Origin of the sequence: Candidatus Palauibacter scopulicola (assembly GCF_947581915.1) — a bacterium.
Classification (GTDB): Bacteria; Gemmatimonadota; Gemmatimonadetes; order Palauibacterales; family Palauibacteraceae; genus Palauibacter; species Palauibacter scopulicola.
In genome coordinates this window covers 1-24,871 of sequence record NZ_CANPWG010000065.1, presented here as the reverse complement: position 1 = coordinate 24,871, position 24,871 = coordinate 1, and the positions used below count along the sequence as shown (strand labels likewise).

Annotated in this window: 18 protein-coding genes; 8 read left to right on the top strand and 10 right to left on the bottom strand. The window is 69.9% G+C overall.

Going from position 1 to position 24,871, the window contains the following annotated elements:
* Window positions 1-5: 5 nt before the first annotated feature.
* Both RN743_RS12720 and RN743_RS12715 read right to left on the bottom strand, forming a co-directional pair.
* Window positions 6-2,465 carry a penicillin acylase family protein gene (locus tag RN743_RS12720; protein ID WP_310780336.1) on the bottom strand — a complete coding sequence of 820 codons (2,460 nt, stop codon included), beginning with the start codon at window positions 2,463-2,465 and terminating at the stop codon, window positions 6-8.
* A 10-nt stretch (window positions 2,466-2,475) separates the two neighbouring features.
* On the bottom strand, window positions 2,476-3,315 hold the full coding sequence (locus RN743_RS12715; RefSeq protein ID WP_310780334.1) for a Ku protein: 840 nt from the start codon (window positions 3,313-3,315) through the stop codon (window positions 2,476-2,478).
* A 176-nt stretch (window positions 3,316-3,491) separates the two neighbouring features.
* Between RN743_RS12715 and ligD the strand changes: the two genes are divergently transcribed.
* The 4 genes from ligD (at window position 3,492) to RN743_RS12695 (ending at window position 9,128) form a co-directional block, all read left to right on the top strand.
* A complete protein-coding gene (gene ligD / locus RN743_RS12710) occupies window positions 3,492-6,155 on the top strand; it encodes a DNA ligase D (RefSeq protein ID WP_310780332.1) in 2,664 nt (887 codons plus the stop codon).
* On the top strand, window positions 6,152-7,378 hold the full coding sequence (locus RN743_RS12705) for a pyridoxal phosphate-dependent aminotransferase (protein WP_310780330.1): 1,227 nt from the start codon (window positions 6,152-6,154) through the stop codon (window positions 7,376-7,378). Before ligD ends, RN743_RS12705 begins: the two co-directional genes overlap by 4 nt.
* 144 nt (window positions 7,379-7,522) lie before the next feature.
* Entirely contained in the window at window positions 7,523-8,119 is a 597-nt protein-coding gene (locus tag RN743_RS12700) for a DUF6088 family protein (protein ID WP_310780328.1), read from the top strand.
* Window positions 8,112-9,128 (top strand): nucleotidyl transferase AbiEii/AbiGii toxin family protein, encoded by a 1,017-nt coding sequence (locus tag RN743_RS12695; RefSeq protein ID WP_310780326.1) that lies wholly within the window; start codon window positions 8,112-8,114, stop codon window positions 9,126-9,128. The genes RN743_RS12700 and RN743_RS12695 overlap by 8 nt, the downstream gene beginning before the upstream one ends.
* Here RN743_RS12695 and RN743_RS12690 read toward each other — a convergent pair.
* The 3 genes from RN743_RS12690 to RN743_RS12680 are packed head-to-tail and all read right to left on the bottom strand — an operon-like array spanning window position 9,125 to window position 14,032.
* Window positions 9,125-9,904, bottom strand: coding sequence for a glutaminyl-peptide cyclotransferase (locus RN743_RS12690; protein ID WP_310780324.1), 780 nt, complete (start codon window positions 9,902-9,904; stop codon window positions 9,125-9,127). The two genes, RN743_RS12695 and RN743_RS12690, sit on opposite strands and share 4 nt — an antisense overlap.
* Before the next feature lie 22 nt (window positions 9,905-9,926).
* On the bottom strand, window positions 9,927-11,933 hold the full coding sequence (locus tag RN743_RS12685; RefSeq protein WP_310780322.1) for an NAD(P)/FAD-dependent oxidoreductase: 2,007 nt from the start codon (window positions 11,931-11,933) through the stop codon (window positions 9,927-9,929).
* Window positions 11,930-14,032 (bottom strand): S9 family peptidase, encoded by a 2,103-nt coding sequence (locus RN743_RS12680; RefSeq protein WP_310780320.1) that lies wholly within the window; start codon window positions 14,030-14,032, stop codon window positions 11,930-11,932. Before RN743_RS12680 ends, RN743_RS12685 begins: the two co-directional genes overlap by 4 nt.
* A gap of 101 nt (window positions 14,033-14,133) precedes the next feature.
* Between RN743_RS12680 and mtnA the strand changes: the two genes are divergently transcribed.
* Window positions 14,134-15,231, top strand: a complete 1,098-nt coding sequence (gene mtnA, locus RN743_RS12675; protein ID WP_310780318.1) for an S-methyl-5-thioribose-1-phosphate isomerase — start codon at window positions 14,134-14,136, stop codon at window positions 15,229-15,231.
* A 60-nt stretch (window positions 15,232-15,291) separates the two neighbouring features.
* Here mtnA and RN743_RS12670 read toward each other — a convergent pair whose 3' ends face one another.
* A complete protein-coding gene (locus RN743_RS12670) occupies window positions 15,292-15,858 on the bottom strand; it encodes a DinB family protein (RefSeq protein ID WP_310780316.1) in 567 nt (188 codons plus the stop codon).
* A gap of 212 nt (window positions 15,859-16,070) precedes the next feature.
* Between RN743_RS12670 and RN743_RS12665 the strand changes: the two genes are divergently transcribed.
* On the top strand, window positions 16,071-16,982 hold the full coding sequence (locus tag RN743_RS12665) for a hypothetical protein (RefSeq protein ID WP_310780314.1): 912 nt from the start codon (window positions 16,071-16,073) through the stop codon (window positions 16,980-16,982).
* Window positions 16,983-17,024: 42 nt separating this feature from the next.
* Here the strand turns inward: RN743_RS12665 and RN743_RS12660 are convergent, their stop codons facing one another.
* Window positions 17,025-17,423, bottom strand: coding sequence for a type II toxin-antitoxin system VapC family toxin (locus tag RN743_RS12660; protein WP_310780312.1), 399 nt, complete (start codon window positions 17,421-17,423; stop codon window positions 17,025-17,027).
* Window positions 17,420-17,701 (bottom strand): type II toxin-antitoxin system Phd/YefM family antitoxin, encoded by a 282-nt coding sequence (locus RN743_RS12655; RefSeq protein WP_310780310.1) that lies wholly within the window; start codon window positions 17,699-17,701, stop codon window positions 17,420-17,422. Before RN743_RS12655 ends, RN743_RS12660 begins: the two co-directional genes overlap by 4 nt.
* Before the next feature lie 218 nt (window positions 17,702-17,919).
* On the opposite strand from RN743_RS12655, the gene RN743_RS12650 reads away from it, so the two are divergent.
* Window positions 17,920-18,879, top strand: a complete 960-nt coding sequence (locus RN743_RS12650; protein WP_310780308.1) for an aldo/keto reductase — start codon at window positions 17,920-17,922, stop codon at window positions 18,877-18,879.
* Between the two features lie 119 nt (window positions 18,880-18,998).
* On the opposite strand, the gene RN743_RS12645 is transcribed toward RN743_RS12650, so the two are convergent.
* Window positions 18,999-22,253, bottom strand: a complete 3,255-nt coding sequence (locus RN743_RS12645; RefSeq protein WP_310780306.1) for a hypothetical protein — start codon at window positions 22,251-22,253, stop codon at window positions 18,999-19,001.
* Window positions 22,254-22,405: 152 nt separating this feature from the next.
* On the opposite strand from RN743_RS12645, the gene pheA reads away from it, so the two are divergent.
* Complete coding sequence (pheA, locus tag RN743_RS12640) at window positions 22,406-23,293, top strand: prephenate dehydratase (protein ID WP_310780304.1); 888 nt, start codon at window positions 22,406-22,408, stop codon at window positions 23,291-23,293.
* Between the two features lie 42 nt (window positions 23,294-23,335).
* Here pheA and RN743_RS12635 read toward each other — a convergent pair whose 3' ends face one another.
* Window positions 23,336-24,727, bottom strand: coding sequence for an amidase (locus RN743_RS12635; protein WP_310780302.1), 1,392 nt, complete (start codon window positions 24,725-24,727; stop codon window positions 23,336-23,338).
* Between the last annotated feature and the right edge of the window lie 144 nt (window positions 24,728-24,871).

Here is a 24,871-nt window from a genome sequence, read left to right as displayed (position 1 = left end):
AGGCTCTACCGCGGCGAGGGCGTCAGCATCACGCGGTCGGCGACGGCGGCCTCGACGCGCTCGCGGGAGTAGTAGAGCGGGAAGAAGCGGTCCTTCGCCCAGCCCTCGAACAGGTTCCGGTACATGGGATCGTCCGGATCTCCGCCCTGCCCCGGCGTGTTCGTGAACACGGCCGTGTCCCAGTCCCCCGCCTCCGCGATGATCCGGAAGGACGGGCCGGAGGTCTGGTTGTCGCCGCCTCCCGTCTGGTTCACGGTGAAGCCGTTGCCTCCGCGCGGGAGCGGCCCCACCTCGAGGCGCGCCCGCATCTCGGCGTTCACGATTCCGGACAGCGGGTGCCGGAAGCGGGCGTGCTTGAAGCGCACGTCGCCGTAGCGCCAGGGGTCGCCGCCGAAACGGTCCTCGAGCCCGTCCAGGGCGTCGGCCAGCGTGCGGGCGAGGAAGATGTCGCGGCCGGCCACGGGGTCCCCGTCACCGAGGGGCGCGAACCAGGTGGGCGGCGAGCCGAGCCAGTCGATGATCTTCTTCATCGACAGGCGCCCGAGCGAAGCGCGGACTTCGGCGGGAACGACGAGCGGCACCATCTGTCGCTGAAGCTCACGCTCCCACGAGACGTAGATCGCGGCCTCGCGGGACTCCGGGGCCAGGGCGAAGTCCCAGTCGAGCAACTCGCCCCGGGCCGCCGACGCCGACGCGGGGAGGTCCACGCCGCGCAGCATCGGCACCAGCGAGCGCGCGGGGAGCGACACGTAGTCCGTCGCCAACTGCATCATCTCCGCCATCGTGAAGCGCCTTCCGGTCGCGAGGACTTCGTCGATGCGCGCGCTCCGGAAGGGGTCGCTCCAGCTCCAGCCCACCGCGTCGCGGTGCTCGTAGCCGGGCGGGACGAGGTTCTGGTTCGCCGTCGACCAGAAGCCCTTCTCCGGGTTGAACACGTGCGGCTTGTGCACGATCTCGAGGTAGCCGTCCCACTCGTAGCGGCCGTCCCCCGGCACGGGAACGAGGCCCGACCAGTTCCGGCGGATGGGCGCGATCCCCACGGACTGCCAGCCGATGTTCCCGTCCACGTCGGCCCACACCATGTTCTCGCCGGGGATGTTCGAGTAGTTGCAGGCGTCCCGGAATTCCTCCCACGTCTTGGCCTGGTTCATGCGCAGGCTGGCGAGGTAGGGCGCGCCGCCGATCTCCATCCACCCCGCGCGCACCGCGTAGGCGAGGTTGTTGTCGGGATCCTCGTACACGACGGGGCCGTGGCGCGTGTAGCGGTGGCGCACCCGCTCCGGCCCGCGCCCCTCGACCGGGATTTCGTCGTCGATGACGCGCATCGCCTCCCAGTCGCCGCGGTACCAGTACCGGTCGGGGTCCTCCGGGTGCGTGCGGTAGACGTAGAGGTCCTCCGCGTCGGTCTGGAAGACGGTGAGGCCCCACGCCCCGTACCCGTTGTGCCCGATCGAGATGCCGGGGAGGACGGGCTCGCCCCCGCCGATCACGTTCCAGCCCGGTCCGACGAGGTGGACCAGGTAGCGCAATGAGGGGGCCGCCTGCACCCGGTGCGGGTCGTTCGCCATGATCGCGTGGCCGCTCAGGGTGCGGTGCCCCGCCACGACCCAGTTGTTGCTGCCCGTCCCCATCCGCTCGGCCTCGAGACGCTCCGCTTCGTACGCTTCGGCCTCGGCCTCCTCCCGGAGCGTCCGCAGGGCGAAGGCCTCCGAGTCGGACGCGGTGGCGCGGAAGCGGGGATCGATGTCCTCGGGCTCGAACCGGACGGGTCCGCGGAAGGCGCGGTACACGTCGAGGATCTCGCGCCGCAGGAGCGATCCGTCGACCGCGGGGTCGAGGTCGATGTCCGGTTCACCGGGATGGAAGTAGGAGACCTCCTTCACCTTCTCCGCTCCCACGGCCGCGACGGCGATCCCGAGATCGAGTTCCTGCCCGATGTTCATGAGCAGGCCCTGGTGGCGGGAGATGACGACGTCGGGCGTCCACGGCTGCGGACGGATGCCCAGCATATCGAACTCGACCGGGAGCAGGTCCGGGTCGCCCGCCGTCTCGGCGATGTACGCGTTGATCCCGTCCGTGAAGGCCCGGATGATCTCGGCGCCGCGCGGGTGGTAGTGGTTCAGCTCCGCTTCGAGGTCGCCGCGGAAGCGGAACAGCCGCGCGCCGCGGTCGCGCTCCAGCTCACGCGGACCGAGGATTTCGGAGACCGTGCCCGTGGCCTGGCGGCGCCACAGTTCGAACTGGAAGAGGCGGTCGCGCGCGGCGCTGTACCCCTGCGCGAAAAAGAGGTCGTGCTCCGTCTCGGCGTAGATGTGGCTGACGCCCCACAGGTCCTTGAGGATCTCGACGCCGGCCTCGAGCCCGGGAACCCGCAGCGTCTCCGTATCGGCAAGAGAGTTGCCGGAACCCTGCCACACCGGCAGCAGAAGGATGGACGCGAACAGCGCGACGGATCGAACCCGCATCAGCTTTCTCCTATGACCCCGTGGCCTTTTTCCTCGCGGACTCGCCCTCCGCCCGGTCATCCCCGGCCTCCGCCTCGCCGTCACCGCCGACGCTCGCCCGGAGCGCGGCCATGAGGTCGATGACCTGCGCCGTCGTCTCCTCCTCGGCGGGCGCCGTGATCTCGGTTCCGTCCGCGACCTTGCGCTCGACGGCTTCGAGCATGCGCTGCCCGACCTCGTCCTCGTATTTCGACGGATCGAAGTTCTCCGAGGCGATCTGCTCGATCAGTTGTACGGCGAGACCGAGTTCGGCCTCGGCGACCTCGCCCTCTCCCGACGGCACGTCGCCGATGTCCCGCACCTCGTGCGCGTAGTGCAGTTGTTCCAGCACGAGGTGGTCCCCGACCGGCCGCACGAGGACGAGGTACTGCTTGCCGCGCGCCGCGTACTTCGCGAGCGCTGCCCAGCCCGTCTTCTTCATCGCGGCCCCGAGGAGGCCGTAGGCCTTGTCGCCCCCCCGCGCGGGTCCGAGGTAGTACGTCTTCCCGATATAGGCCCGCTCGACCTGGTCCACCGGCACGAACTCGACGATCTCGATCGCCTGCGTCGCCTCCGCTTCCAGCGCCTTCAGTTCCTCCGGCTTGAAGGTCACGTACTGGTCCTTCGCGAACTGGTAGCCCTTGATGAGATCGCGGCGTTCGACGGGCTCTCCGGTCTTGGCATCCACGTACTGCTGCTTCACGCGGGTGCCCTCGGGGGAGAGGAAGTTGAAGCGGACTTTGTGCGAGTTCTCGGCGGACGAGTAGAGCTGGCACGGGATCGAAACGAGCCCGAACGAGATCGTCGCCGTCGCGATGGGTCGAGGTGACATCCTGCGCCTCCGTGTGCGCGCCGGACCTCCGACGCGAGCCAGACCACCGGTTTGATGCCGAACCGGGGGGGCGAATAATAGGTTGCGGCCCGGATTGTCGCACAGAGCGCGGGCAATCCGGGGCCGGCGGACCGGAATCAGCAGCGGAACCAGGATCGGGAGGGGGCGCCGCGAGCATGCCCCGCGGGAGACTCGAGAAGTACCGTGAGAAGCGAGCGTCCGAGCGCACGCCGGAGCCCTTCGGGGGGGCGCCCGGGACGGGGGTCGGCGTGTTCGTCGTCCAGTTGCACGCGGCGACCCGGCTGCACTACGACCTGCGCCTGGAGATCGGGGGCGTCCTCGTCTCGTGGGCAGTGCCAAAGGGGATATCGGCCGATCCCGCCGACAAGAAGCTCGCCGTCCACGTCGAGGACCACCCCGTCGAGTACATCGAGTTCGAGGGCGTGATTCCGGCGGGCGAGTACGGCGGCGGCGAGATGATCGTGTGGGACATCGGGCGCTGCATCATGCTCGAGGATCCGGAGGAGGGACTGGAGAACGGCAAGCTCCTGTTCGAGTTGCGGGGCCACAAGCTCAAGGGCGTGTGGACGTTGGTGCGGCTCGAGAAGGGGGAGACGGGGAAGGAGTGGCTGCTGATCCGCGAGCGGCGCGGCGGGCACCCGATCCTCGAGGATGGGTCGCTCCCCGAGAGTTCCATCCTCTCCGGGCTCACCGTCGAGCAGATGGCGCGGCGGGAGGAGGGGTGGTATCCGGGGGAGGGCGTGGCCGCGGCCCTCGAGGCGGCGGGTGCGCCGGAGCGGCAGGTCGACCCTTCGGAGGTGGAGTTCATGCTCGCCCAGCCGCGCGAGGACGCCTTCGACGACCCCGCGTGGCACTTCGAACTGAAGCTGGACGGCTACCGCATGCTGGCCTCGGCCGTCGATGGCGAGGGGAGCCTCCTGACGCGCAACGGACACGATGCGCTCCCGACCTTCCCGGACATCGCGCGCGCGCTGCGCAAACTCCCCTTCCGGCGGGTCGTGCTGGACGGCGAAGTCGTCGTCCACGACGCGGCGGGGTATCCGAGCTTCCGGCGCCTTCAGAAGCGCGCCCGGCTCTCGCGTCCGCACGATATCCGGCGCGCCTCGTTCGAGGCGCCGGCAAGCTTCTACGCCTTCGACCTGCTCGCGTTCGACGACCGCGATCTGCGTGACCTCCCGCTCTCCGAGCGGCGCCGCCACCTGCGCGACGTCGTGCCCGAGGCGGGCCCCATCCGCTTCAGCGAACACTTCGAGGGGTGCGGCGAGGCGCTCTTCGGGCAGGTGCAGGAGATGGGCCTCGAGGGGATCATGGCCAAGCGCGCCGATTCCCGGTACTTCGGCGGCCGCTCTCCCGACTGGCGGAAGATCCACGCGGCCCGCCGGGCCCGCTTCGTCATCGTCGGCTTCACGAGTCCCGCCGGCTCGCGGACGGGCTTCGGGGCGCTCCACCTCGGCGCCTACGGTCCCGCCGACTCCGCCGCAGGAGCCACCGCAGGAGCCGCCTCGGGAGCCGGCGGCGGCGGCGATGATCTCGCCCTCCACTGCGTTGGACGCGTCGGGACGGGCTTCGACGAGGAGACGCTGGCAAACCTCGGCGCCCGGCTCGACGAGTTGAAGACGGATGGCCCCGCGTTCGTGACGCCGGCCCCCGTGGGCGACGATCACACCTGGATCGAACCCCGCCTGGTCGCCGAAATCCGCTACAAGGAAGTCACCGAGGGCGGCCTCCTGCGGCACGCCGTCTTCCTGGGCCTCCTCCCGGTCCCGGAGGAAGAGAGCGGGAGCGGGCCCCGCGACGGGGACGACGATCGAGAGTACGTCGTCCCGACCGACTGCCGGCTGCCGCGAGATCGGCGCGCGGCGCTGGCCGACCCCGTGCGGGTGGACACGTCCCCCCCGCCCGTCGAGGAACTGCCGCTCTCGAACCTCGACAAGGTCTTCTGGCCAGAGGAGGGATACACGAAGGGCGACCTGATCGCCTACTACCGGGACATCGCGCCGTGGCTGCTGAAGTTCCTGGAGGACCGGCCGCTCGTGCTGACGCGGTATCCGGACGGGATCGACGGAAAATCCTTCTTCCAGAAGAACGCGCCGGGGTTCCAGCCCGAGTGGGTGCGCACGGAGGCGATCTGGAGCGAGGGTTCCGAGCGCGACATCCACTACTTCATCGCCGACGACCCCGCCACGCTGGTGTTCGTCGCGAACCTCGGCGCCATCCCGCTGCACGTGTGGGCGAGCCGCATCGGGAGCCTGGACCGCCCCGACTGGTGCCTCCTCGACCTCGACCCCAAGCACAAGCGCGACGGCGAAGAGGTGTACGCCCCCTTCGAGGACGTCGTGGAGGTCGCGCGGACGATCGGCGACATGTGCGACGAGATCGGGCTGCCCAGCTATCCGAAGACGAGCGGGTCGTCGGGGATCCACGTGATGATCCCGCTCGGCGGACAACTCGACTACGAGCAGTCGCGCACGCTCGCGCTCCTGCTCGCGAAGGCGGTGGCGGCGGAGATTCCCGACCGGGCCACGATCGTGCGGAACCCGGCGGGGCGGGACGGCAAGATCTACATCGACTACGTCCAGAACGGGCGGGGGCGGCTCGTGGTGGCGCCCTATTCCGTCCGTCCGCGCGCCGGGGCGACGGTGTCGGCGCCGCTCGCGTGGGCCGAGGTGGGAGAGGGGCTTTCCATGGAGGACTTCACGATCCGGACGATGCCGGAGAGGGCGCGGGAGATGGGCGCCGACCCGCTGCTGGGCGTGCTCTCGGACGAGCCCGACCTCATGGCGGCCCTCGACGCCCTGCAGCGGAGGATGGGCGGATGAGCGGCGCCGATGGGCGGGCGGGCGCGGAGGACGGCCGGGTGAGCGCCGACGAGGGCGGCGCGCGCACAGCGCCCGGGCGGCTCGCCGACATTCCGGGGTTCGACATCGACGGGGTGGCGCGGGCGGCGGAGAGCGACTCCCGCATCCTCCGGCTCGAGAACCTCGACACCGACCTGCGCCCGCCCGCAGCAGCCGTGGCCGCCACCCGCGCCGCGCTCGAATCGCCGGCCGCCAACAGCTATCTGCCCTTCACGGGCCGGGCCGGCCTGCGCGCGGCGGCCGCCCGGCACGTCGGCCGGCTCTCCGGGCGGGACTACGACCCGGACCGGGAGTGCGTGATCACCGCGGGCGGCACGGAGGGCCTGCTCAACGCCCTGCTCGCGACGGTGGACCCGGGCGACGAAGTGATCGTCACCGACCCCACGTACGCCGGCATGCTCCAGCGCGTGCGGCTGGCGGGTGCGCGCCCCCGGCTCGCGCCCTGGGTCTTCGATCCCGCGGCGGGCTGGCGCCTCGACCTCGACGCCCTCGCCGCGCGCGTCCGCGACCGGACCCGGGCGCTCTTCATCATGAACCCGTCCATGCCGTCCGGCGGCGTGCTCGACGCCGGCGACTGGGCCGTCGTGGCGGAACTGTGCCGGCGCCACGACCTGTGGCTCCTCTACAACGCGGCCATGGAACGCATCCTCTACGACGGCCGCCCCTATCTGCACCCCGCCGGGCTCCCGGGCATGCGGGAACGCACGCTCACGGTCGGCTCCGTCTCCAAGGAGCACCGCATGATCGGCTGGCGCACGGGCTGGATCGTCGGGCCGGCCGCCGTCATGGCGGATGTTGCCAAGGTCGGGATCTACAACGTCGTGACCGGCGTCGGGATCGGGCAGCCCGGTGCGCTGGCGGCGCTGACCGCCGCGGATGAAGCGGAGGACGTGGCGGCTTGTGTACGGCGCTGGGAGCGCCGGCGCGACGCGGTGCTCGACGCCCTCCGCGACTACCCGGTCCGCCCCGCCGCCGGCGGCTGGTCGCTCCTCGTCGACACCCGCCCCCTCGGCCTCACCGCCCGCGAACTCTCCGCGCGACTCCTCACCCAGGCCGCCGTCGCCGCCACCCCCATGGACGCCTGGGGCGGCCCCGACGCCCAGTACCAACTCCGCCTCGTCTTCAGCAACGAACCCGTGCCCCGCCTCCAGCGCCTCGAAGAACGCTTCGCCCGAATCGCGTAGCTCCCCGCTGGGGGTTAATTCGTTACGCCCTCGGCGCAGCTACAGGTAATCGACTCCTCACGAAGCCAGCGTTGTGTTTGCTTGCAGTGTGTTAGAAACTCAATTATTTTCTGACACTTGAAGCGACAAAACCGGAGGCGAACCATGCCGGGGCTCCCGAGTCAGATTGCGGAACACGCAGCCACGTTGCCGGAGGGCACACCAATCCGTGCCAACGGCCTGCTCCATCTGGGAAACCGGGCGGCCGTCGATCAGGCGTTGTCCCGCCTGGTCCGGCGGGGGCTGCTGCTGCGGGTCTGCCGGGGCGTCTACATGCGTCCGATAGAAACCCGGTTCGGCGTTCGCGCACCCGGCGCCGAGACCGTCATCGAAGCACTTTCCTCCTTGTGGGGAGAAACCATCGTCCCGAGCGGCGGGGCGGCTGCGAACGTCCTCGGCCTGACGACTCAAGTGCCGGTCCGATTGGTGTACCTCACGTCGGGACCGAATCGAGTGTTGCGGTTGTATGCCTTGATCATCCGCCTGCTTCACGCGCCACGCTGGCAGCTCGTCGCTCCGGGACGGCCCGCCGGATTGGCCATTCGTGCCCTGGCTTGGCTGGGTCCTGCGGAAGTGGAACGGAACATCGAGCGGATCGAACGCAGGCTTGACCGGGCAGATCTCGCGGAACTCGCGGTTATACGCTCGGCCCTGCCCTCGTGGATCGCGACGCCTCTCAGCGCCCTGGTCGCTCATGGGTAACGTCCGGTTCCAGAATCTGTCCGCACCGGAACGGCGTGAGGCACTCGAAACCGCCACGAGCCTTGGCGGCCGGCCCGCACACCTTCTCGAAAAGGACATTTGGGTCGTCCAGACCCTTTCCGTACTCTTCGAGACGCCGTCCGGCCGGGATCTGGTGTTCAAGGGCGGGACGTCTCTGGCCAAGGCCTACCGCGCGATCCGCCGCTTTTCCGAGGATGTCGACATTACGTATGACATCCGCCGCTTCGCTCCGGAATTGGTGGCCCAAGCTGGCGAGGAAGCGCTTCCCCCGACGCGAAGCCAGGAGCGGCGCTGGACACGGACGATCCGTTCCAGGCTGGCGGAATGGACCGGAGACGAAGCAGTTCCGGCCATCCGCGACGGGTTGGCCCGAAGCGGATTCCCGGCCCGGCTTCGAGCCGACGGCGACCGAGTCTACGTCGGCTACGAACCACTGTTCGACGATTATGGGTTCGTCTTGCCGGAAGTGCTTGTCGAGTTCGGCGCGCGGTCGACGGGCGAGCCTCGTCAGGAGCGGCGGATCGAGTGCGACGCGGCCGAATTCTTGCCCGACGTTCGCTTCCCTTCGGCGCAACCCTCCGTGATGTTGGCCGAGCGTACCTTCTGGGAGAAGGCCACGGCGATACATGTCTTCTGCCGTCGGCTCCGACAGCGGGGGACGCGCCTCTCGAGACACTGGCACGACCTGGTTCGGCTGGACGACGCCGGCTACGCCGAGAAAGCGTTGGCGGACCGGGCACTGGCTGGTTCCGTGGCTCGCCACAAGTCGCTTTTCTTCAGGGAACGGGATACCTCGGGGGGATGGATCGACTACGAAGCCGCAGTTTCCGGCGGGCTTCAACTATGCCCGGACGGTCCCTTCAGGGAAGCTCTCGCCGCCGACTATGAACAGATGGTGCGCGGCGGCATGCTGTTCGATGATGAGGAAGCGTTCGAGGAGATCATCAATCGATGCGCCGATGTCGAGGAAAGGGCGAATCGCTGCTAGTCGTCGAGGCGGAGGGCGAGGAGGTTGGGCCAGAGTTTGCCGGTGACGAGGAAGACGCCGGTTTCGGGGACGTAGGCGATGCCGTTGAGCACCGCTTCGGGGTCTCCGGGCTTGCGGGCGCTGAGGGGGACGCTCGACAGGTCGATCTCGCCCAGGACCTCGCCGGTGGCCTTGTCGATGCGGACGATGACGTCGGTCTGGTAGACGTTGGCGTAGATCCAGTCGTCCACGCACTCCAGTTCGTTCAGCCGACCCTGCCGTGACCCCGCGCGCGTGACCTCGACCGTCGCGAGAACCGTGAAGTCCTGCGGGTTACGACGTTCCAGCGCGCTCGAACCATCGGACATCCAGAGCGACTCGCCGTCGTAGCAGAGGCCCCATCCCTCGCCTTCGTAGGCGAACTCCCGGAGCACGTCCAGGCTCTCGAGATCGTAGACGAAGGCCCGGCCGGACTTCCAGGTGAGCTGCACGAGTTCGGAGTCCACCCGGGCGAGCCCTTCGCCGAAGAGCGCCGAGTCCACCGCGACGCTCGCCAGGACTTCGCCCGTCGGCACGTCGACGCGGCGCACGCTCGATTCGCCGTAGCGGCCGGTGCTCTCGAGGAGCGCGCCGTCGTGGAAGAGAAGCCCCTGCGTGTACGCCGCGGGATCGTGCGGGAACGTGCCCAGGATCTCGTATTCGATGGACGGCACCGCGGCGGACGCGCAGCCCGCCAGCGCGCAGAGCGCGAGCGCCCCCAGGCCGCGGAAGCCCGCCCGCGGCCTCACCCGTCGCATGGCGGTGGCATCAGCGGCGGCATCAGATCAGGTCGAGGACGGTCTCGACGGCTCGACGACCCTCGGCGGACGCGCCGGTCCAGTTCTGGTGCCCCCGCAGTTCGGAATGCCCGATCGCGACGCGCCCGAAGGGCTCGCGAATCACATCCGGCGGGGCCGGGGCCCCGTCGCGTCCGAAGAAGAAGCCGGGACCCGGCGCCACGTAGGCGTGCCCCCAGCGATTGAGGACGAGGCCGGCGATGTCTTCGGCCGGATCGAAGCCGCCCTCCGCGAACAGTTCGACCATCTGCGCCCGCAGCCGCCGCTCGTACTCCGTGAAGGACATGCTCAGCATCTCGGTGCGGCCCGCCATCCCCTGGTCCACCGGCGACGAGCCGGGCGCCTCGAAGGTGATGTAGAAGGTCAGCATCGTCGGGTGATCGGGCGCGTGGACCGGCCGGTAGTCGCCCGCGTACATGGGCCGCCGGATGTTGCACGAGAAGCCGAGATCGCCCTCGTAGAAGCAGCCGGCGATCCCGAGGCGGTCGAGGAAGCGCCAGTTCCGGAGCGCCACGTTCGCGACGAGGATCGGCCCGTGGCGGAAGTGCCCGTAGGCCGCGCGGTGCCCGTCCGGCAGGTCGGCCGCGATGTAGCGGTTCATCCACCCGCCGCTCGCGAGCACGACCCCGTCGGCCTCCACCGAGTACGCGCGGCCTTCGTGCACGTACGTGACGCGCACGCGGCCGTCTCCGGCTCCCGTGTGGCGCACGTCGATCGCGGTGCAGCCCAGCCGCAGCCGCACGGGCTGATCCGGCCGGTCGAGGGCGCCAAAGTCGATCGCCCCGTTCAGCACGTCGCCCAGCGTGCGCTCGCCGGCGATGCCGTCCGGCACGACGTCCTTCACGAAGTAGCGGGCGATCCCCGCGTTCCCGCCGGGGAAGGAGTGGAAGGTCATGCCGTCGTAGCGGGACGGGAGCCCGAAGCCGGGCAGGTCGAAGTGCATCCCCCACCAGGCGGAGATCGCGTCGCAGCCGAGTCCGATGATGCTGGCGAGGATCGGGTCCACGTACGCCGTCACCTCCGGCGGCAGGCCGAGCACGTCCTCGTAGTAGGCCTTGAGCGTCATGCCGTCGAGCCACGGCCCGGGATTGTCCGGCCCCCCGGGCGCGTCCGGGGGTACATGGTCCGCGACCCGGGCGTTCCGCCAGCGCTCGAAGCCCTCCCGAACCTCCGGCGTCCAGGGCGCGCGGGAGGGATCCCCCCACAGGTCGCTGACCCAGCCGCCCGAACCCCCCGACCAGCCGGGCCGCCCGCCGCGCCGCGTCCCGCCGAAGTAGTGCCCGATGGAGAACTGGTCCTGCACCCAGTGCATGAAGCCGTAGTTCTCGAGCGGCGCCTTCACCTGACCCGCATCCGGCGCGTACTCGAACTCGCGCGGGATGCCCAGCGTCGTGAAATAGTCGTCCGGCTCCCCCGTGGGCGGGCGTATGCCGAAATCGTTCGATCCCTGCGGCCCGGCCAGGCGCACGCCGTCGACCATGATGTCGTTGCGCTTCGCCTCGCCGCCGAACACGGGGTGATTGTCGAGGACGAGACAGCGGCCCGAGGGCCGGTGCCGCTTGAAGTGGTGCGCGGCGGAGAGACCCGCGAGCCCGCCCCCGACGATTACGACGTCGAAGCGCTCCCCGGTGTCCGTCGTCTCCCCGCTCGGGGCGCGCCCGTCACGGACCCAGTGCGCCGAGCGGACGACCTCCGGCGTGTTCCCGTGCGAGGACGCGTAGTCCCCCACGCCGCCCGGGCCGTACCAGTCGGGCCCCAGCGCGTCGGACCACGGCTCGGAAGCCATCCCCGGAACCGCCAGGCCGCCACCTCCGGGCGCCTCCCCCCCGCACCCGAGGAGCGCGGAGCCCGCGATCCCCGCCCCTGCCAACTGGACGAAGTCGCGCCGCGTGATCTCGCGGTCGAGCCCCAGCTCACGATCCGTCGGCCCGCTGTCCGGCCCACCGCGACTGCCGCCACTCCCGCGGCTTGGGGTCAGGCCTGGGGTCATTGCGTCGTCGTCCCGCCCGGCCGGTAGCGCTCGAACCAGGCGAGGATGTGCTGCACCTTGCTGATGAGGCCGCTGGGACGCGCGCCGATGCTGTGGTTCGCCTCGGGAATCCGCACGAGGACCGACGGCACCTTCCGGATCTTCAGCGCCTGGTAGAACTGCTCCGACTCCGACATCGGCGTCCGCCAGTCGACCTCGCCCGTGATGAGCATCGTCGGCGTCGTCACGTTCGCGATGTGGTGGACCGGCGAGCGCTCCATGTAGTGCTCGAGGTTGTCCCACGGCGCGCCCGGGAACCAGTAGTTGAGGCCGCCGCTGCCGCCCATGTCCGCGGTCAGAACCCACGAATACCAGTTGATGACGGGCTTCTGCGACGCGGCCGCGGCGAAGCGGTCCGTGTGGGTCACGATCCAGGCCGTCAGCACGCCGCCGCCGGACCCGCCGGTGACGAAGAGCTGGTCCTCGTCGATGTATCCGCGCGAAATCACTTCATCGACGCCGGACATCAGGTCGTCGAAGTCGTAGCTCGGATACGCGTGGTGGATCTCGTTCCCGAAGTCCTCGCCGTAGCTCGTGCTGCCGCGCGGGTTCGTGTAGAGGACGACGTACCCCGCGGTCGCAAAGAGCTGGACCTCGGCGCTGAAGCGGTCGCCGTAGTTCGCGAACGGACCGCCGTGGATCTCGAGCAGGAGCGGATACTTGCGGCTCGGGTCGAAGTCCGGCGGCTTCACGATCCAGCCCTGGATGTCGAGTCCGTCGTGCGAGGACTTGTACCAGACCTCCTCCGTCTCCCCGATCGCTTTCTGCGCGAAGAGGTCCTCGTTCAGGTGCGTGAGGCGCTGCCAGTCGCCGCCGCGGTTCGCGACGGCGAGGTCCGAGGGGTGGTCGGGCGTCCCGTAGGTGTAGGCGAAGCGGTCGTTCCCGGAGGTGGAGAAGGTGCCGCCGCCGTAGGGACGTCCGATCGACAGACCCTGCACGCTGGAGACGATGTCCATCACGTTCCCGTCGAGGTCGACGTGCGCCAGGCGCGTGTTCCCCTCGGTGTCGTACTGGAAGAAGAGCCCCGCCCCGTCGCTCGCCCAGTGCAGGTTCCCGATCGAGCGGTCGAGGTCGTCGGCGATGAGGCGCGAGCCGGACCCGTCGCGGTTCATCACGTAGAGCTTCGACACCTGGTGCCCGAGGAAGCGGTCATCGTAGCCGGTGTACGCGATCATGCCGCCGTCGGGCGACACCGTCGGACTCGAGTCGGGGCCGCGCCGGTCGGTCAGTTGCCGGACGGCCCCATCGGCCACGGCGAACTCGAAAATCTCGGAGTCCCGCACGTACTCCCAGTCGTCGCGGCGGGTGGCCGAGATCAGCAGGTGCTGCGAATCGGGCGTCCACTCGGGCGTCCCGCCGTGGTTGTAGGGGCCGTGCGTGACCTGGCGCGGCGTCCCTCCCTCCGCGGGAAGGACGAAGACGTGGGAGTACCCGACGGGCAGGAAACCCTGGCTGTCCGAGCGGTAGTAGAGCCGTTCGTACGTCGTGGCGGGCGGCGCCCACGTCGCGCCTTCCGGCTTCGCGGGCATCTGCGCGAAGGGCGGCGGCGTGTCCGGGACGAACATGCTGAAGGCGATCGTGCTCCCGTCGGGCGACCAGGAGAGCCCGCCCGGGCCTCGCTCAAGCTGCGTGAGCAGGGCCGTCTGTCCGCTGTCCATCCAGCGCAGGTAGAGCTGTGCCTTGCCGTGCTCGTCGCTGGCGACGTAGAGGAGTCGCGTGCCGTCCGGCGACCAGCGCGGAGAGGAGAAGTTCCTCTGTCCGGTGAGGAGCGGACGGTGGTTCGAGCCGTCGTAGTCGACGATCCACAGGTTGCTGCGCTGACGGTCCGTCATGATGTCCATCGAGGACCGCACGTAGACGACCCGGGAACCGTCGGGCGAGATCCGGGGATCGCCGGCGACTTCGAGTTCGAACACGTCCGCCGGGCCGAAGTGATCCGGATCCCGCTCCTGCCCGGCGAGCGGGCCGAAGGGAGCGACGATGGCGAGCGCGAGCGCGGCCGCGGCCACCCGGAAGGCAACAGCCGAGCCGACGACCCTGTCTTCTCTTGACGACGTCATGATTCCTCCTGGACTGCATTCGATCCCTGCTTCGATCCCTGCGGGACATCACATGGCAGTTCAAGGTAGCGCCTTTCCCGCCGCCGGATAGGTTGCGCGGCATGAACGATCGCGAGTTTTCCGTGCCGGAAACGATCCGCTGGGCCCCCAAGGGTCTGAGCGCGCTGATCCTCGACCAGACGCTCCTTCCCGGCGTCCACGAGGAGAAGGAACTCTCGACGCTCGAGGACTTCATCGAGGCGATCGTCAGCCTGCGCGTGCGGGGGGCGCCGCTCATCGGGATCACGGCCGCCGTCGGGCTCGCGGCGCTGGCGCGGCAGTCCGCCGCGGAAGGGGTGTCGGCGGACGCGCTGCGGGATCGATTCGCCGGCTGGGCCGAGGGGCTCGCGAACGCCCGGCCGACGGCGGTCAATCTCGTATGGGCGGTCCGCCGGCAGCGGGCGCGGCTGGAGGCGGCCACCGGCGACGCGGCGGAACTGGCCGCGGCGCTGGCGGCCGAGGCCGACGCCATCCACGAGGAGGACCGCCGCATGTGCCGCGCGATCGGCGAGCACGCGGCGGCGCTGCTGGCGGGCGGCGAGTCGGTGATCACGCACTGCAACGCGGGGTCGCTCGCGACGGGGGGCATCGGGACGGCCCTCGCCCCGGTCTACGTCGCGGCCGAGATGGGCCGCAAAGTGCGCGTCTTCGCCGACGAGACCCGCCCGCTCCTCCAGGGGAGTCGCCTCACCGCCTGGGAGCTTTCCCGCGCCGGCATCGAGGTCACCGTGCTCGCCGACAACATGGCCGGGTCGCTCTTCGCCTCGGACCCGCCGGACATCGCCTTCGTGGGCTCCGACCGCATCGCGGCCAACGGCGACGTGGCGAACAAGATCGGCACGTACCCGCTGGCCGTGCTGGCCCACCGCCATGGGGTCCCCTTCTACGTGCTCGCGCCGACCTCCACCGTGGACCTCGGCACCCCGACCGGCGCGGACATCCCGATCGAACACCGGGACCCGGACGAGGTTCGCCGCGGCTTCGGCCCCCTCCTCGCCCCCGAGGAGGCCGGCGTGTACAGCCCCGCCTTCGACATCACGCCACACGAACTCGTGGCCGGCATTGTCACCGAACGCGGCATCCACCGCCCGCCGTACACCGACTCCCTCGCCGCCGCCGTCCGCGCCGCCGAAGCGGAGCGGCGGGACCGGCCAACGTAGCGGCCCTGCCGCAACCGCCCGCTGCCAGCGAAGGCGCTTGGCTCGGCCGGCGCGACGTACCTATCGGTCGTGGTGGAGGATGGGGAGGTACGCCTTCCAGGGCCCGACCTCGTCCTCGAACCGGTGGGCGACGACGCGTGTGATCTGGGCGATGTGGTTGAGATCGTGGACGGCCCAGGTGGCGAGGAGTTGCCGCAGCGTGACCTCGCCCAGCTCCGGGTGAAGCCCCCCCGCGTCGAGATCCGCCCCCTCCTCGATGACCTCGTGCAGTGCCGCGAGTCCGGTCTCGCGCAGCGTCTCGAATTCGGTGAGCAACTCGTCCAGCGGGCGGTCCCGGGTGCGCTCGACGTGCGCGAACCGGTCGAACGGGGGGAACGCCCGGTCGCGACCGTGTTCCAGGATCCACCGTGCCCGCGGAATCCAGTCGTCGATCTCACCCTGAATGAGATGTCCCAGCACGCTGAAGGGGCTGAACGTCCCCTCGCCCTCGTCCGCGTGCAGGAGGTCCGCCGGCAGATCCTCGAGCAGCACGCGCACGGTGCCGGGCGTGCGGGCGAGGAGCGTGAGGATGTCCTCCGCCAGCGCCTTGTCCTCGATGATCGTCTCCTTCGTCGTTTCCTCCGTCACCCGGACGCCTCCGGTCGTGGTACGTGGAACCCGTCGCGAACCGGCGCGGAAGACCGGCCGCCGACGGGAGCGGATCGCGGCTCGAAACGGAACCGTCGACGGCCGCCTTTGCAACGGAACTCCGGAACCCCATCCTCCTTCGATCCGAAACCCCGTTCCGCGGGGTGTTTGCCACGGGCTGTCCAGCGACGAACCAGGCAAGATCTTCCGGCGTGAGCGACACGACACCTCCCCAGCACACCTCCCGGGAACCGGGCTCCGGCCGGTTCGTGGAGCGGCTGCGCGGGGAAACGCCGACGATGACGGTCGAACTACGGCCGCCGCGAAGCGGGCTCACGCGCGGCGGCGCGATGGACATGTGGATCGACCTCTCCCATGCCATCCGCGGGCTCGCGGCGCGCGACGCCTTCCTCATGCTCACGGACAGCGCCGTGGGCGAGGAGGAGGAGGAGAACCTCCAGCACCTGACGGCCAACCTCGCGAACGAGGTCGAACCGTGGCGGGTGGTTCCCTTCCTGACCTGCCTCCACCCGCTCGACTACTGCCTGCGCTACGTCGACCGCGCGCGAGCCCGCGGCGTCGAGAGCGTCACGGTAACGGGCGGAGACAAGGTGCGGGGCGCCGAACGCTGCGTTCCCCACGGGTATCAACTTCGGCAGAAGTTCCGTAAGCGGACACGGAGCCTGTCACTCGGCGGCTGGGTCAACCTCCATCGCCCGATCGCCGAACAGGTCGGCTTCGCCACGGACCGGGAGTTCGAGGCCGACTACTACCTCACGCAGGTGGTCTCCCACCACGACCTGGGGCGGGCGGAGCGCTGGCTTGAAGGCGCGGGGCGCGAGCGCCTGGAGATTCCCGGCTCGTTCGGCGTCTTCTACTACCGGAACGGCCGCCGGACCGTACTGGAACGGCTGTCCCGCTTCTTCCCGGTGCCGGTTGACGCGGTGGCGTCGGCCTTCGAAGCCGGAGTCACGCCGGAGCGGCACTGCGCGGAGACGATCGTCGCCCTCCGGAGACTCGGAGCGCGGCACGCCTACCTGTGCAACCTTGCCCCGCACCGCGCCGCCACGCAGTTCGACCGCATCATGACCGAGGTCGCCGCCCTCGAGGCCGGAGCAGGCTGAGACGTACACCCGCCGCCTGAGCAGGAGCCCCGCGCATCCGTCCTATTCCGTCGCGTCGATCCGGTTCAGCCTGCCGGACCACCTCAGGATGTGGGCGTCGGCGGTCAATAGTCGGTGTCCTTCAAGAGCCGTCGCCACGATCAGCCGATCGGCCGGGTCGCCGCGCAGGCCGGGGAGCAACCCTGCCCGTACGCCGATAAGGCCATTCACCGGCACTTCGACGAGCCCTTGAGCAAGAAGGTCACGGCGCCACGCCTCCGGATCCGCGAAGAGATCGAGCCGCCCCGCGTGCACGCGCATGGCAACCTCCCAGAAGGAAATGGCCGAGACCGCGGCGCGCCTCTGCGGTAGCGCCCGCTCGACCGTCCGCCGTGCGCGTCGCCCCAGACGACGGTCTCCACTCCTGAGCCATAGCAGCACGTGCGTGTCGAGCAGGATCAAAAGAGGTCGTCTCCTTCGTCCCCGTCGTCCCACCACTCCCTGGGCATCGGTCCTGTGATGTCGCCGTGGATCCGAATGATGTCTCGATCCCGCCCGAACCAGCTCTCCGGCTGATCCTCGCAGGGCACGAGCTTCGACACGGGGCGGCCGTTCTTGGTGATGACGATTTCCTCGCCGGTCTCGGCGACTTCATCCATGAGCTTGAGACATTTCGCCTTGAACTCCGAGGCCTTGATCGTCCGCGGGAGCCCCGCGGGCCGGTCGTGATCCGATACCATCCGTCCACTCCGAGTCTGTCGTACACCCTCAACGCGCCATCAATAGAACCATGGTCATGACCATGGTCAAATGGCTCTCCGAGTCCGCGCCCATGCCGGCACCCGAGCCGGCATGGGCGACCGCACAGCGGTTGGGCCGCGTGAGGTGTTACCCGACCGTCGGCTCGGTACAGGCACGCTTGACGCCTCGGTCACAACCCCAGCACGAGGATCCGAAGATGTTCACTCGACGCGACTGGCTCCGTTCCACCGCCGCCGCGGGCGCGGCCCTCTCCCTCAACCCCCGCATCCTGCGCGCGTTCGCGAGCCAGGAGATGATCACGCGGCCGATCCCCTCCACCGGGGAGGAACTGCCGATCGTCGGCCTCGGGAGTTCGGCAACCTTTCAGCGCGTGGCGCTCAGCGACGACCACACGCAGATCGAAGGCGTCATGCAGGCGCTGGTGGACGGCGGCGGCTCGGTGTTCGACACCGCACCCAGCTACGGGCGCGGGGCGTCCGAGCGGGCGGCGGGAGACATCTGCCGGAGGCTCGGGATCTCCGACCGCATCTTCTGGGCGACGAAGGTGAACGTGGCCGGGCGGGGCGGCGGGTCCGCGGATCCGGAGGCGGCCCGGGCCCAGATCGAGCGCTCGTTCGAGTACTTCGGCGTGCCCGTCATCGACTGCATTCAGGTCCACAACCTGGGGGATCCGCCGGTACAGGTCGGGATCCTCGAGGAGTTGAAGGCGGCGGAGCGCGTGCGCTACATCGGGATCACGAGCACGAGCAAGCGGCAGTATCCGGCCCTGATTCAGGCCATGCAGGACTATCCCCTCGACTTCATCGGCATCGACTATGCGGTCGACAATGTGAGCGCGGCCGAAGAGATCCTGCCGCTGGCGGCGGAGCGCCGGATCGGCGTGCTCGTCTACGTGCCGTTCGGGCGCACGCGACTCTGGTCGCGCGTGGGAGACCGCGAGGTGCCGGAGTGGGCGAGCGAGTTCGACGCCCATTCGTGGGCCCAGTTCTTCATCAAGTTCGCGGCCGCGCACCCCGCCGTGACGGTGGTGACGCCGGCCACGAGCCGCGCGGAGCACATGGTGGACAACCTCGGCGGCGGGATGGGCCGGCTGCCGGATGAGGACCAGCAGGCGCGCATGATCGAGTACGTGAGCCAGCTCCCCGAAGCCGGCTGAGCCACACGAAGGCCGGCCACACGAAGGCCGGCTGAGCCGCCCGCTTCAGGCGGCTCGAGCCTGAACGGAGGCCCGGGAGGACGTTCCCGCGGGAACGTCGCCCCCGGGCCTTCAGCCGTTCAGGAGACGAGTTCGACCGATTCGTCCGCCGGGTCGACCGGGGCGAGTCCCAGGCGCTCCAGCTCGCGGTTCACGGCGGCCAGCTCGACGCGCCATACCTCGTCGAGGCGGGTCGTGTAGCCCTCGAGTTCGGCCACCATGATCTCGAACACGTCGTACATCCCGCTCCCGGGCCGGCCGTCGCCCCGCTCCGACATCGAGAGCAGGTTCGCGAGCCGGTTGTTCACGCGGATCGGGAAGTTCAACGGATCCTGGTTGCTGCGGTTCCGCACCTGGTAGATGTTCCCCTCGACCTCCGAAGCCGCCGTGCGCAGCGCCTCCGCGGCCTCCGCGAGCGGTCCGTCATCCGAGGCTTCGAGCCGGTCGTCGAGTTGCGACTTCACGCGCCGGATGGCGATCACGGCCGAGTTGGCCTCGTTGACCCGCGCCCGGATCCGCATCCCGAACTCGAACTGCTCCTCCATGTCCTCGTCCGTCACGTCCTCGATCCACGGGTGGCGGGCGACCTCGATCTCCGTCGTCCGCTCCGCGCCGTCCGCCGTCAGCCGCACGGTGTACGTGCCCGGCGGCACGGCGGGCGACATCGTGCGCACGCCCCACAGGATCATGCCGGGGAAGGTCGCGGCGGGCGCGGTGCGAAGGTCCCACTGCAGCATGTTGAGCCCCGCTTCGGCCGGCATCGCGGGTCCCGCCCAGCGGTCGCGCGCCGGGGCCGGCGCTGCCTCCCCCTCCGCCTCGCCCTCCGCGGCCGCCGAATCTCCTTCGGCGGCCGGGTCGGGGCGCGGGGCCGGCTCGTAGGTGCGCAGTACCGTCCCCGACGCGTCGAGGATCTCGAGCCGCGCCTCCTCCGGCGCCTCCCGGAACCACCACGAGAGCGTCGCCCCGTTGGCGGAGCGGTACGCGGTGGCCGGATCGAACAGCGCGACCGCCTCCTCCGTCAGCCCGGGGCGCGCCTGCCGCAGCGGCGCCAGGTTGTCGAGCACCCAGAACCCGCGCCCGTGGCTCGCGATCGCCAGTTCGTTGTGCTCCACGATGACGTCCGAGACCGGGATGTCCGGGAACCCGGGGTTCAACTCCTGCCAGTTCGCCCCGTCGTCGTACGACACGTACATGCCGTGCTGCGTCCCGGCGTACAGCAACCCCTCCCGGTTCGGGTCCTCGCGCACCGCGTGCACGTAGGCCACATCGCGGATCCCGTCCACGATCTTCGTCCACGTCGCCCCGTAGTCGTCCGTCTTCCAGATGTAGGGCGAACGGTCGTTGAGGAGCGGCTTCCGCACCGAGATGTAGGCTCGGCCCGCCCCGAAGGCCGAGGCGTCGATCTGGCTCACGCGCCCGAACTCCGGCATGTCCGGCGGCGTCACGTCCGTCCACGTCGCACCGCCGTCGCGCGTCACGTGTACGAGGCCGTCGTCCGACCCCGCCCAGATCACGCCGATGTCCACCTTTCCCGGCCCGACCGAGAAGATGGTCGCGTAGACCTCCGGCCCGTTCATGTCGCCGGTGATCGGCCCGCCGGAATGGCCCAGCGTCATGGGGTCGGCGCGGGTGAGGTCGCCGCTGATCGCCTCCCAGTCGTCGCCCCCGTTCGTGGTCCTCCAGAGCCGGTTCGAGGAGGTGTAGAGGACATTGGGGTCGATGGGGGAGAAGATGATGGGGAACGTCCACTGCCAGCGCTCCACCATCTCGCTCGCCGGCTCGCCCGAGTAGAACCAGGGATAGGGGTTCACCTCGCGCGACGTGCCGAGGCGGCGGTTGTAGCGGTCGAGGTAGCGTCCGTTGTTCGTCCCCGAGAAGAACACGTCGATGTCCTTCGGGTCCGGCGCGATGTAGCCCGGCTCCCCGCCCCCGGCGCGGTACGCAACCTCCATCGAGCCCTCGGTGATGCTCGCGGGCTGGCCCCCGCCGAACCCGGGTGCCTGGCCGAAGCCGAACCGGTTCGCGTTCCAGGCCGACGGCAGGCACAGCGTCGAGTTGTCCTGCTGCGAACCGCAGACGTGGAAGGGCACGTGGGCCGTCGTCACGCCGTGGTAGAACTGGGCGGTCGAGAACTCCTGGTCCGTCCAGTGCTGTCCCGTGTCGAAGCTGACCGCGCCGCCGCCGTCGTTCGCCACGACGAGGTGGGCGGGATCCTCCGGGCTGATCCAGAGGTCGTGGAAGTCCCCGTGCGTCCCGTTGTTGATGACCTCGTACGTCGCGCCGCCGTCGGTCGAGCGGAAGAACGAGGTGTTCTGCACGTACACGACGTCGGGATCGTAGTGGTCGGCATAGACGTGCGTGTAGTAGAAGGCCCGCTGCCGGATGCGGCGCTCGTCGTTGATCAGTTCCCACGTGTCGCCGCCGTCGTCGCTGCTGAACAGCCCCCCGTCGGCGTGCTCGAACAGGGCGTACACGCGGTCCGAATCGGCGCTCGAGACGGCGAGCCCGATCTTGCCCACGACCCCCGACTCCGGCATGCCGGGGTTCCGCGTGATCTCCGTCCACGTGTCGCCCCCGTCGGTGCTCTTGAACATCCCGCTTCCGGGCCCTCCGGAGGACATCGTGTACTCCTTGCGGAAGGCCTCCCACAGGGCCACGTAGATCACATCCGGATTGTTGCGGTCGATGGCGATGTCCACGGCGCCCGTGCGCTCATCGCGGAAGAGGATGCGCTCCCAGGTGTCGCCGCCATCCGTGCTTCGGAAGAGGCCCCGCTCCTCGCTCGGCACGCTGTATTTCCCGAACGACGCGACATAGACGATGTTCGGATCCGTGGGATGGATGCGGATCGTGGCGATGGCGTCGGATTCGGAGAACCCGACGTGCTCCCACGTCTCGCCCGCGTCCCGGCTCCGGTACACGCCGTCCCCCGGCATGATGTTGCCGCGGATGCAGGTCTCGCCCATGCCGATGAAGACCAGGTCCGGATCGGTCTCGGAGACGGCCACCGCCCCGACCGACGCCGACGTGATCTTGAAGTCGGTGACCGGGAACCAGTTCTCGCCCCCGTCCGCCGTCTTCCACAGTCCCCCGCCGGTCGCGCCGAAGTAGCCCTCCAGCGGACGCCCCACGACCCCGCTCGTGGCGATCGAACGCCCGCCCCGGTCGGGCCCCAGGTTGCGCCAGCGGTAGCCCGCCAGGAACGCGGAATCGAGCGTCACCGCTCCGGGGGCGACCTCCTGCGCCTCCAGCGGCCTCGAATGGCCGGGACCGGTGAACGGCGTGAAGAGGGAAAGCGCCAGCAGCGAAAAGAGGAGACGCGGGATGCGGTTCATGGCCTGGCTCCGGGCGTAGATCGACGAGGACGGATGATCGTCCGCCGAAGATAGACGCCGCCCGAGGGGCGTGGGAAGGCGGCCCGTCATCCTCCGCCGGAGCCTGGGTCACTCCGGCCTTGCGTGGGACTGTATGTTGCCGGATGAACGCCATGCGGGGTAGTGCGCGGAAGCTTGCGGAGACCATCTGGGGAACGGGGAGCGGACGGACCAGGGTCGGCTACCTCGGGCCTTCCGGGACGTTCAGCGAGGAGGCGGCGCGGCGTTACGATCCGCGGGCGCATCACGTGCCGTTCAGGGACATCGAGAGCGTCGTGCGGGCGGCGGAGGAAGAGAAGATCGACGAGGCGCTCGTCCCGCTGGAGAACAGCACGGAAGGCCCCGTCACCCTGACGACCGACCTCCTCGTCCACCGGACGGACCTTCGGATCCGGTGTGAAGTCGTCCTTCCGATCCACCTCTGCCTGGTGACGGAGGGCGGCGTCGATTTCGACGAAATAAGGGTCGTCTATTCCCACCCACAAGCGATCGCACAGTGCCGGGAGTACCTGGCGCGCAGACTTCCGAAAGCGGAAACCGTGGCCTCGCTGAGCACGGTGAGCGCCGTGGAGGACATGCGGGTCTTCGGCCCGGGGACGGCGGCCATATCGAGCATGCGGGCGGCCAAGGTTCGCCACGCCTTCGTGCTCGAAGGTCGCATCGAGGACGTCGCGGGGAACCGCACCCGGTTCGTCGTGCTTGCGCCCAGGGATCACGAGCCGACGGGGAAGGACAAGACCTCGATCTGCTTCGACTTCGCGACGGACGGTCCGGGCACGCTCTACCAGGCGCTCGGCGAGTTGGCGAACCGGCGGATCAACATGCTGAAGATCGAATCGCGCCCCGAGAAGAGCAGCCTCGGACGGTACATCTTCCTCATCGATTTCGAGGGACACCGCACCGACCCCTTCGTAGCGGAGGCTCTGGACCGAATCAGGGAGCGCGCGTTGTCCTTCAAGATCCTGGGCTCCTATCCCAAGGCACTGGACCCGGCTCCCTAGCGTCCGGCCCCGCAGCGTCCGGCCCCGCAGCGTTCGGACCGGCTATGCGGGGACCCGCGGCGGCGTTCCCAGTCGCGTCAGGTTCGTCCCGAGGACGCCCTCCACGACGGCCGCCTGCGCGAGGAGCCTCAGATCCCCGCCGGAGGGTCCCATCAGTTGGAGACCGACGGGCATGCCCTCTCCGTCCAGTCCGGCGGGGAGGGAGATCGCGCACATGTCGAGCATACTCGCGGGGCACGTGCCGGAGAGCATGGCGCGGTTGGCATCGCGGTACGCCCCCAGGCGCGACAGGGCGGCAAGCGGCGGCGGCGCGATCGGCAGGGTGGGCGTCGCCAGGAGGTCCACGCGCTCCGCCGTCAGTCGGGCGTGGGCCCGCGCCGACAGGCGGTGGCGCGCGTCAAGGGCGGCCAGGTAGTCGATGGCCCGCACCTCGCCCGCCGCCCCCAGCCGCTTGCCGATGATCGAGTGCAGCAGCGGAATCCACTCCGGCAGTTCACGTTCCAGAAACCCGAGGAACTCCGGCTGCACGATCCGGCCGTCGAAGTAGCGCTCCCCTGCTTCGTCGAGTTCGGGCACATCGACATCGAGGAGCATCGCGCCCGCGGCCTCGAGCTCGACGAGCGCGCCCCGAACGACGGCCTGGATATCGGGCTCCGCGTCCGTCCACAGGCGGGATGCCGGGACCCCGATCCGCAGTCCGGATATCCCCTCGGACAGGGATCCCGCGGGCTCGCGGTCGGATCCGGCCGGAGGATCGAGGGCGAGGAAGGCATGGCGAAGGTCCTCCGCGGTATGGGTGAGCAACCCGACCGTGTCGAGCGTCGTGCTGAGGGGGACGACGCCCGTGGTCGGCCAGCGGCCGGTCGTCGGCCGCATGCCGACCACGCCGGTGGCCGACGCCGGGATGCGGATGGAGCCGCCCGTGTCGGAGCCGAGGGCGATGCGCGCGGAGCCCTCCCAGAGACTCACTCCGGCGCCGGCGGACGACCCCCCCGGAGCCCGGTGTTCAGCGGGGTCCCACGGATTGACGGGCGTCCCCGTGTTGGGGTTGAGACCCACGGCGCCGAAGGCGAACTCCACCGTGTGGGTCTTGCCGGCGAACACGGCGCCCAGCCGGCGCAGCGATCGGACCAGGAAGCCCTCGGACCACGCCGGGAGCGGCCGCTTCGACCCGGCCCGCAGCGGGGTTCCGTCGAGCGCGTAGAGATCCTTGACGGATACCAGGACGCCGGCGAGGGGACCGGGATCTTCGCCCTTCGCGACGGCCCGGTCGACGGCGTCGGCCCGCTCCCGGATCGCGGCGGGGTCGAAGGCGACGTAGGCGTCCAGATCGCTCGCCGCCTGGCGCCGGATCGCCGCCTCCGCCTCGCGGCGCGCCGCGCCGCGACCCCTGCGGACGTCCGACGCGACGCGACGGATGGGCGGGCGAGTCATCCTACGGCGCCTCCAGCACGGCGGCGGCGCGGTCGACGGCGTCTCCGGGAGTGCTGACGAGGGCGCCCGCGACGTGAGGCCGCACGGCTTCCAGGACGTCGCGGGCCATGGCGACGCCCTCGCGCGCGGCCGCCTCGGCGCCCT

Coding starts and splice junctions, on each gene's coding strand:
- RN743_RS12720 (WP_310780336.1), bottom strand. CDS start 2,465: ATGCGGGTTCGATCCGTCGCGCTGTTCGCGTCCATCCTTCTGCTGCCG.
- RN743_RS12715 (WP_310780334.1), bottom strand. CDS start 3,315: ATGTCACCTCGACCCATCGCGACGGCGACGATCTCGTTCGGGCTCGTT.
- ligD (WP_310780332.1), top strand. CDS start 3,492: ATGCCCCGCGGGAGACTCGAGAAGTACCGTGAGAAGCGAGCGTCCGAG.
- RN743_RS12705 (WP_310780330.1), top strand. CDS start 6,152: ATGAGCGGCGCCGATGGGCGGGCGGGCGCGGAGGACGGCCGGGTGAGC.
- RN743_RS12700 (WP_310780328.1), top strand. CDS start 7,523: ATGCCGGGGCTCCCGAGTCAGATTGCGGAACACGCAGCCACGTTGCCG.
- RN743_RS12695 (WP_310780326.1), top strand. CDS start 8,112: ATGGGTAACGTCCGGTTCCAGAATCTGTCCGCACCGGAACGGCGTGAG.
- RN743_RS12690 (WP_310780324.1), bottom strand. CDS start 9,904: ATGCGACGGGTGAGGCCGCGGGCGGGCTTCCGCGGCCTGGGGGCGCTC.
- RN743_RS12685 (WP_310780322.1), bottom strand. CDS start 11,933: ATGACCCCAGGCCTGACCCCAAGCCGCGGGAGTGGCGGCAGTCGCGGT.
- RN743_RS12680 (WP_310780320.1), bottom strand. CDS start 14,032: ATGACGTCGTCAAGAGAAGACAGGGTCGTCGGCTCGGCTGTTGCCTTC.
- mtnA (WP_310780318.1), top strand. CDS start 14,134: ATGAACGATCGCGAGTTTTCCGTGCCGGAAACGATCCGCTGGGCCCCC.
- RN743_RS12655 (WP_310780310.1), bottom strand. CDS start 17,701: ATGGTATCGGATCACGACCGGCCCGCGGGGCTCCCGCGGACGATCAAG.
- RN743_RS12650 (WP_310780308.1), top strand. CDS start 17,920: ATGTTCACTCGACGCGACTGGCTCCGTTCCACCGCCGCCGCGGGCGCG.
- RN743_RS12645 (WP_310780306.1), bottom strand. CDS start 22,253: ATGAACCGCATCCCGCGTCTCCTCTTTTCGCTGCTGGCGCTTTCCCTC.
- pheA (WP_310780304.1), top strand. CDS start 22,406: ATGCGGGGTAGTGCGCGGAAGCTTGCGGAGACCATCTGGGGAACGGGG.
- RN743_RS12635 (WP_310780302.1), bottom strand. CDS start 24,727: ATGACTCGCCCGCCCATCCGTCGCGTCGCGTCGGACGTCCGCAGGGGT.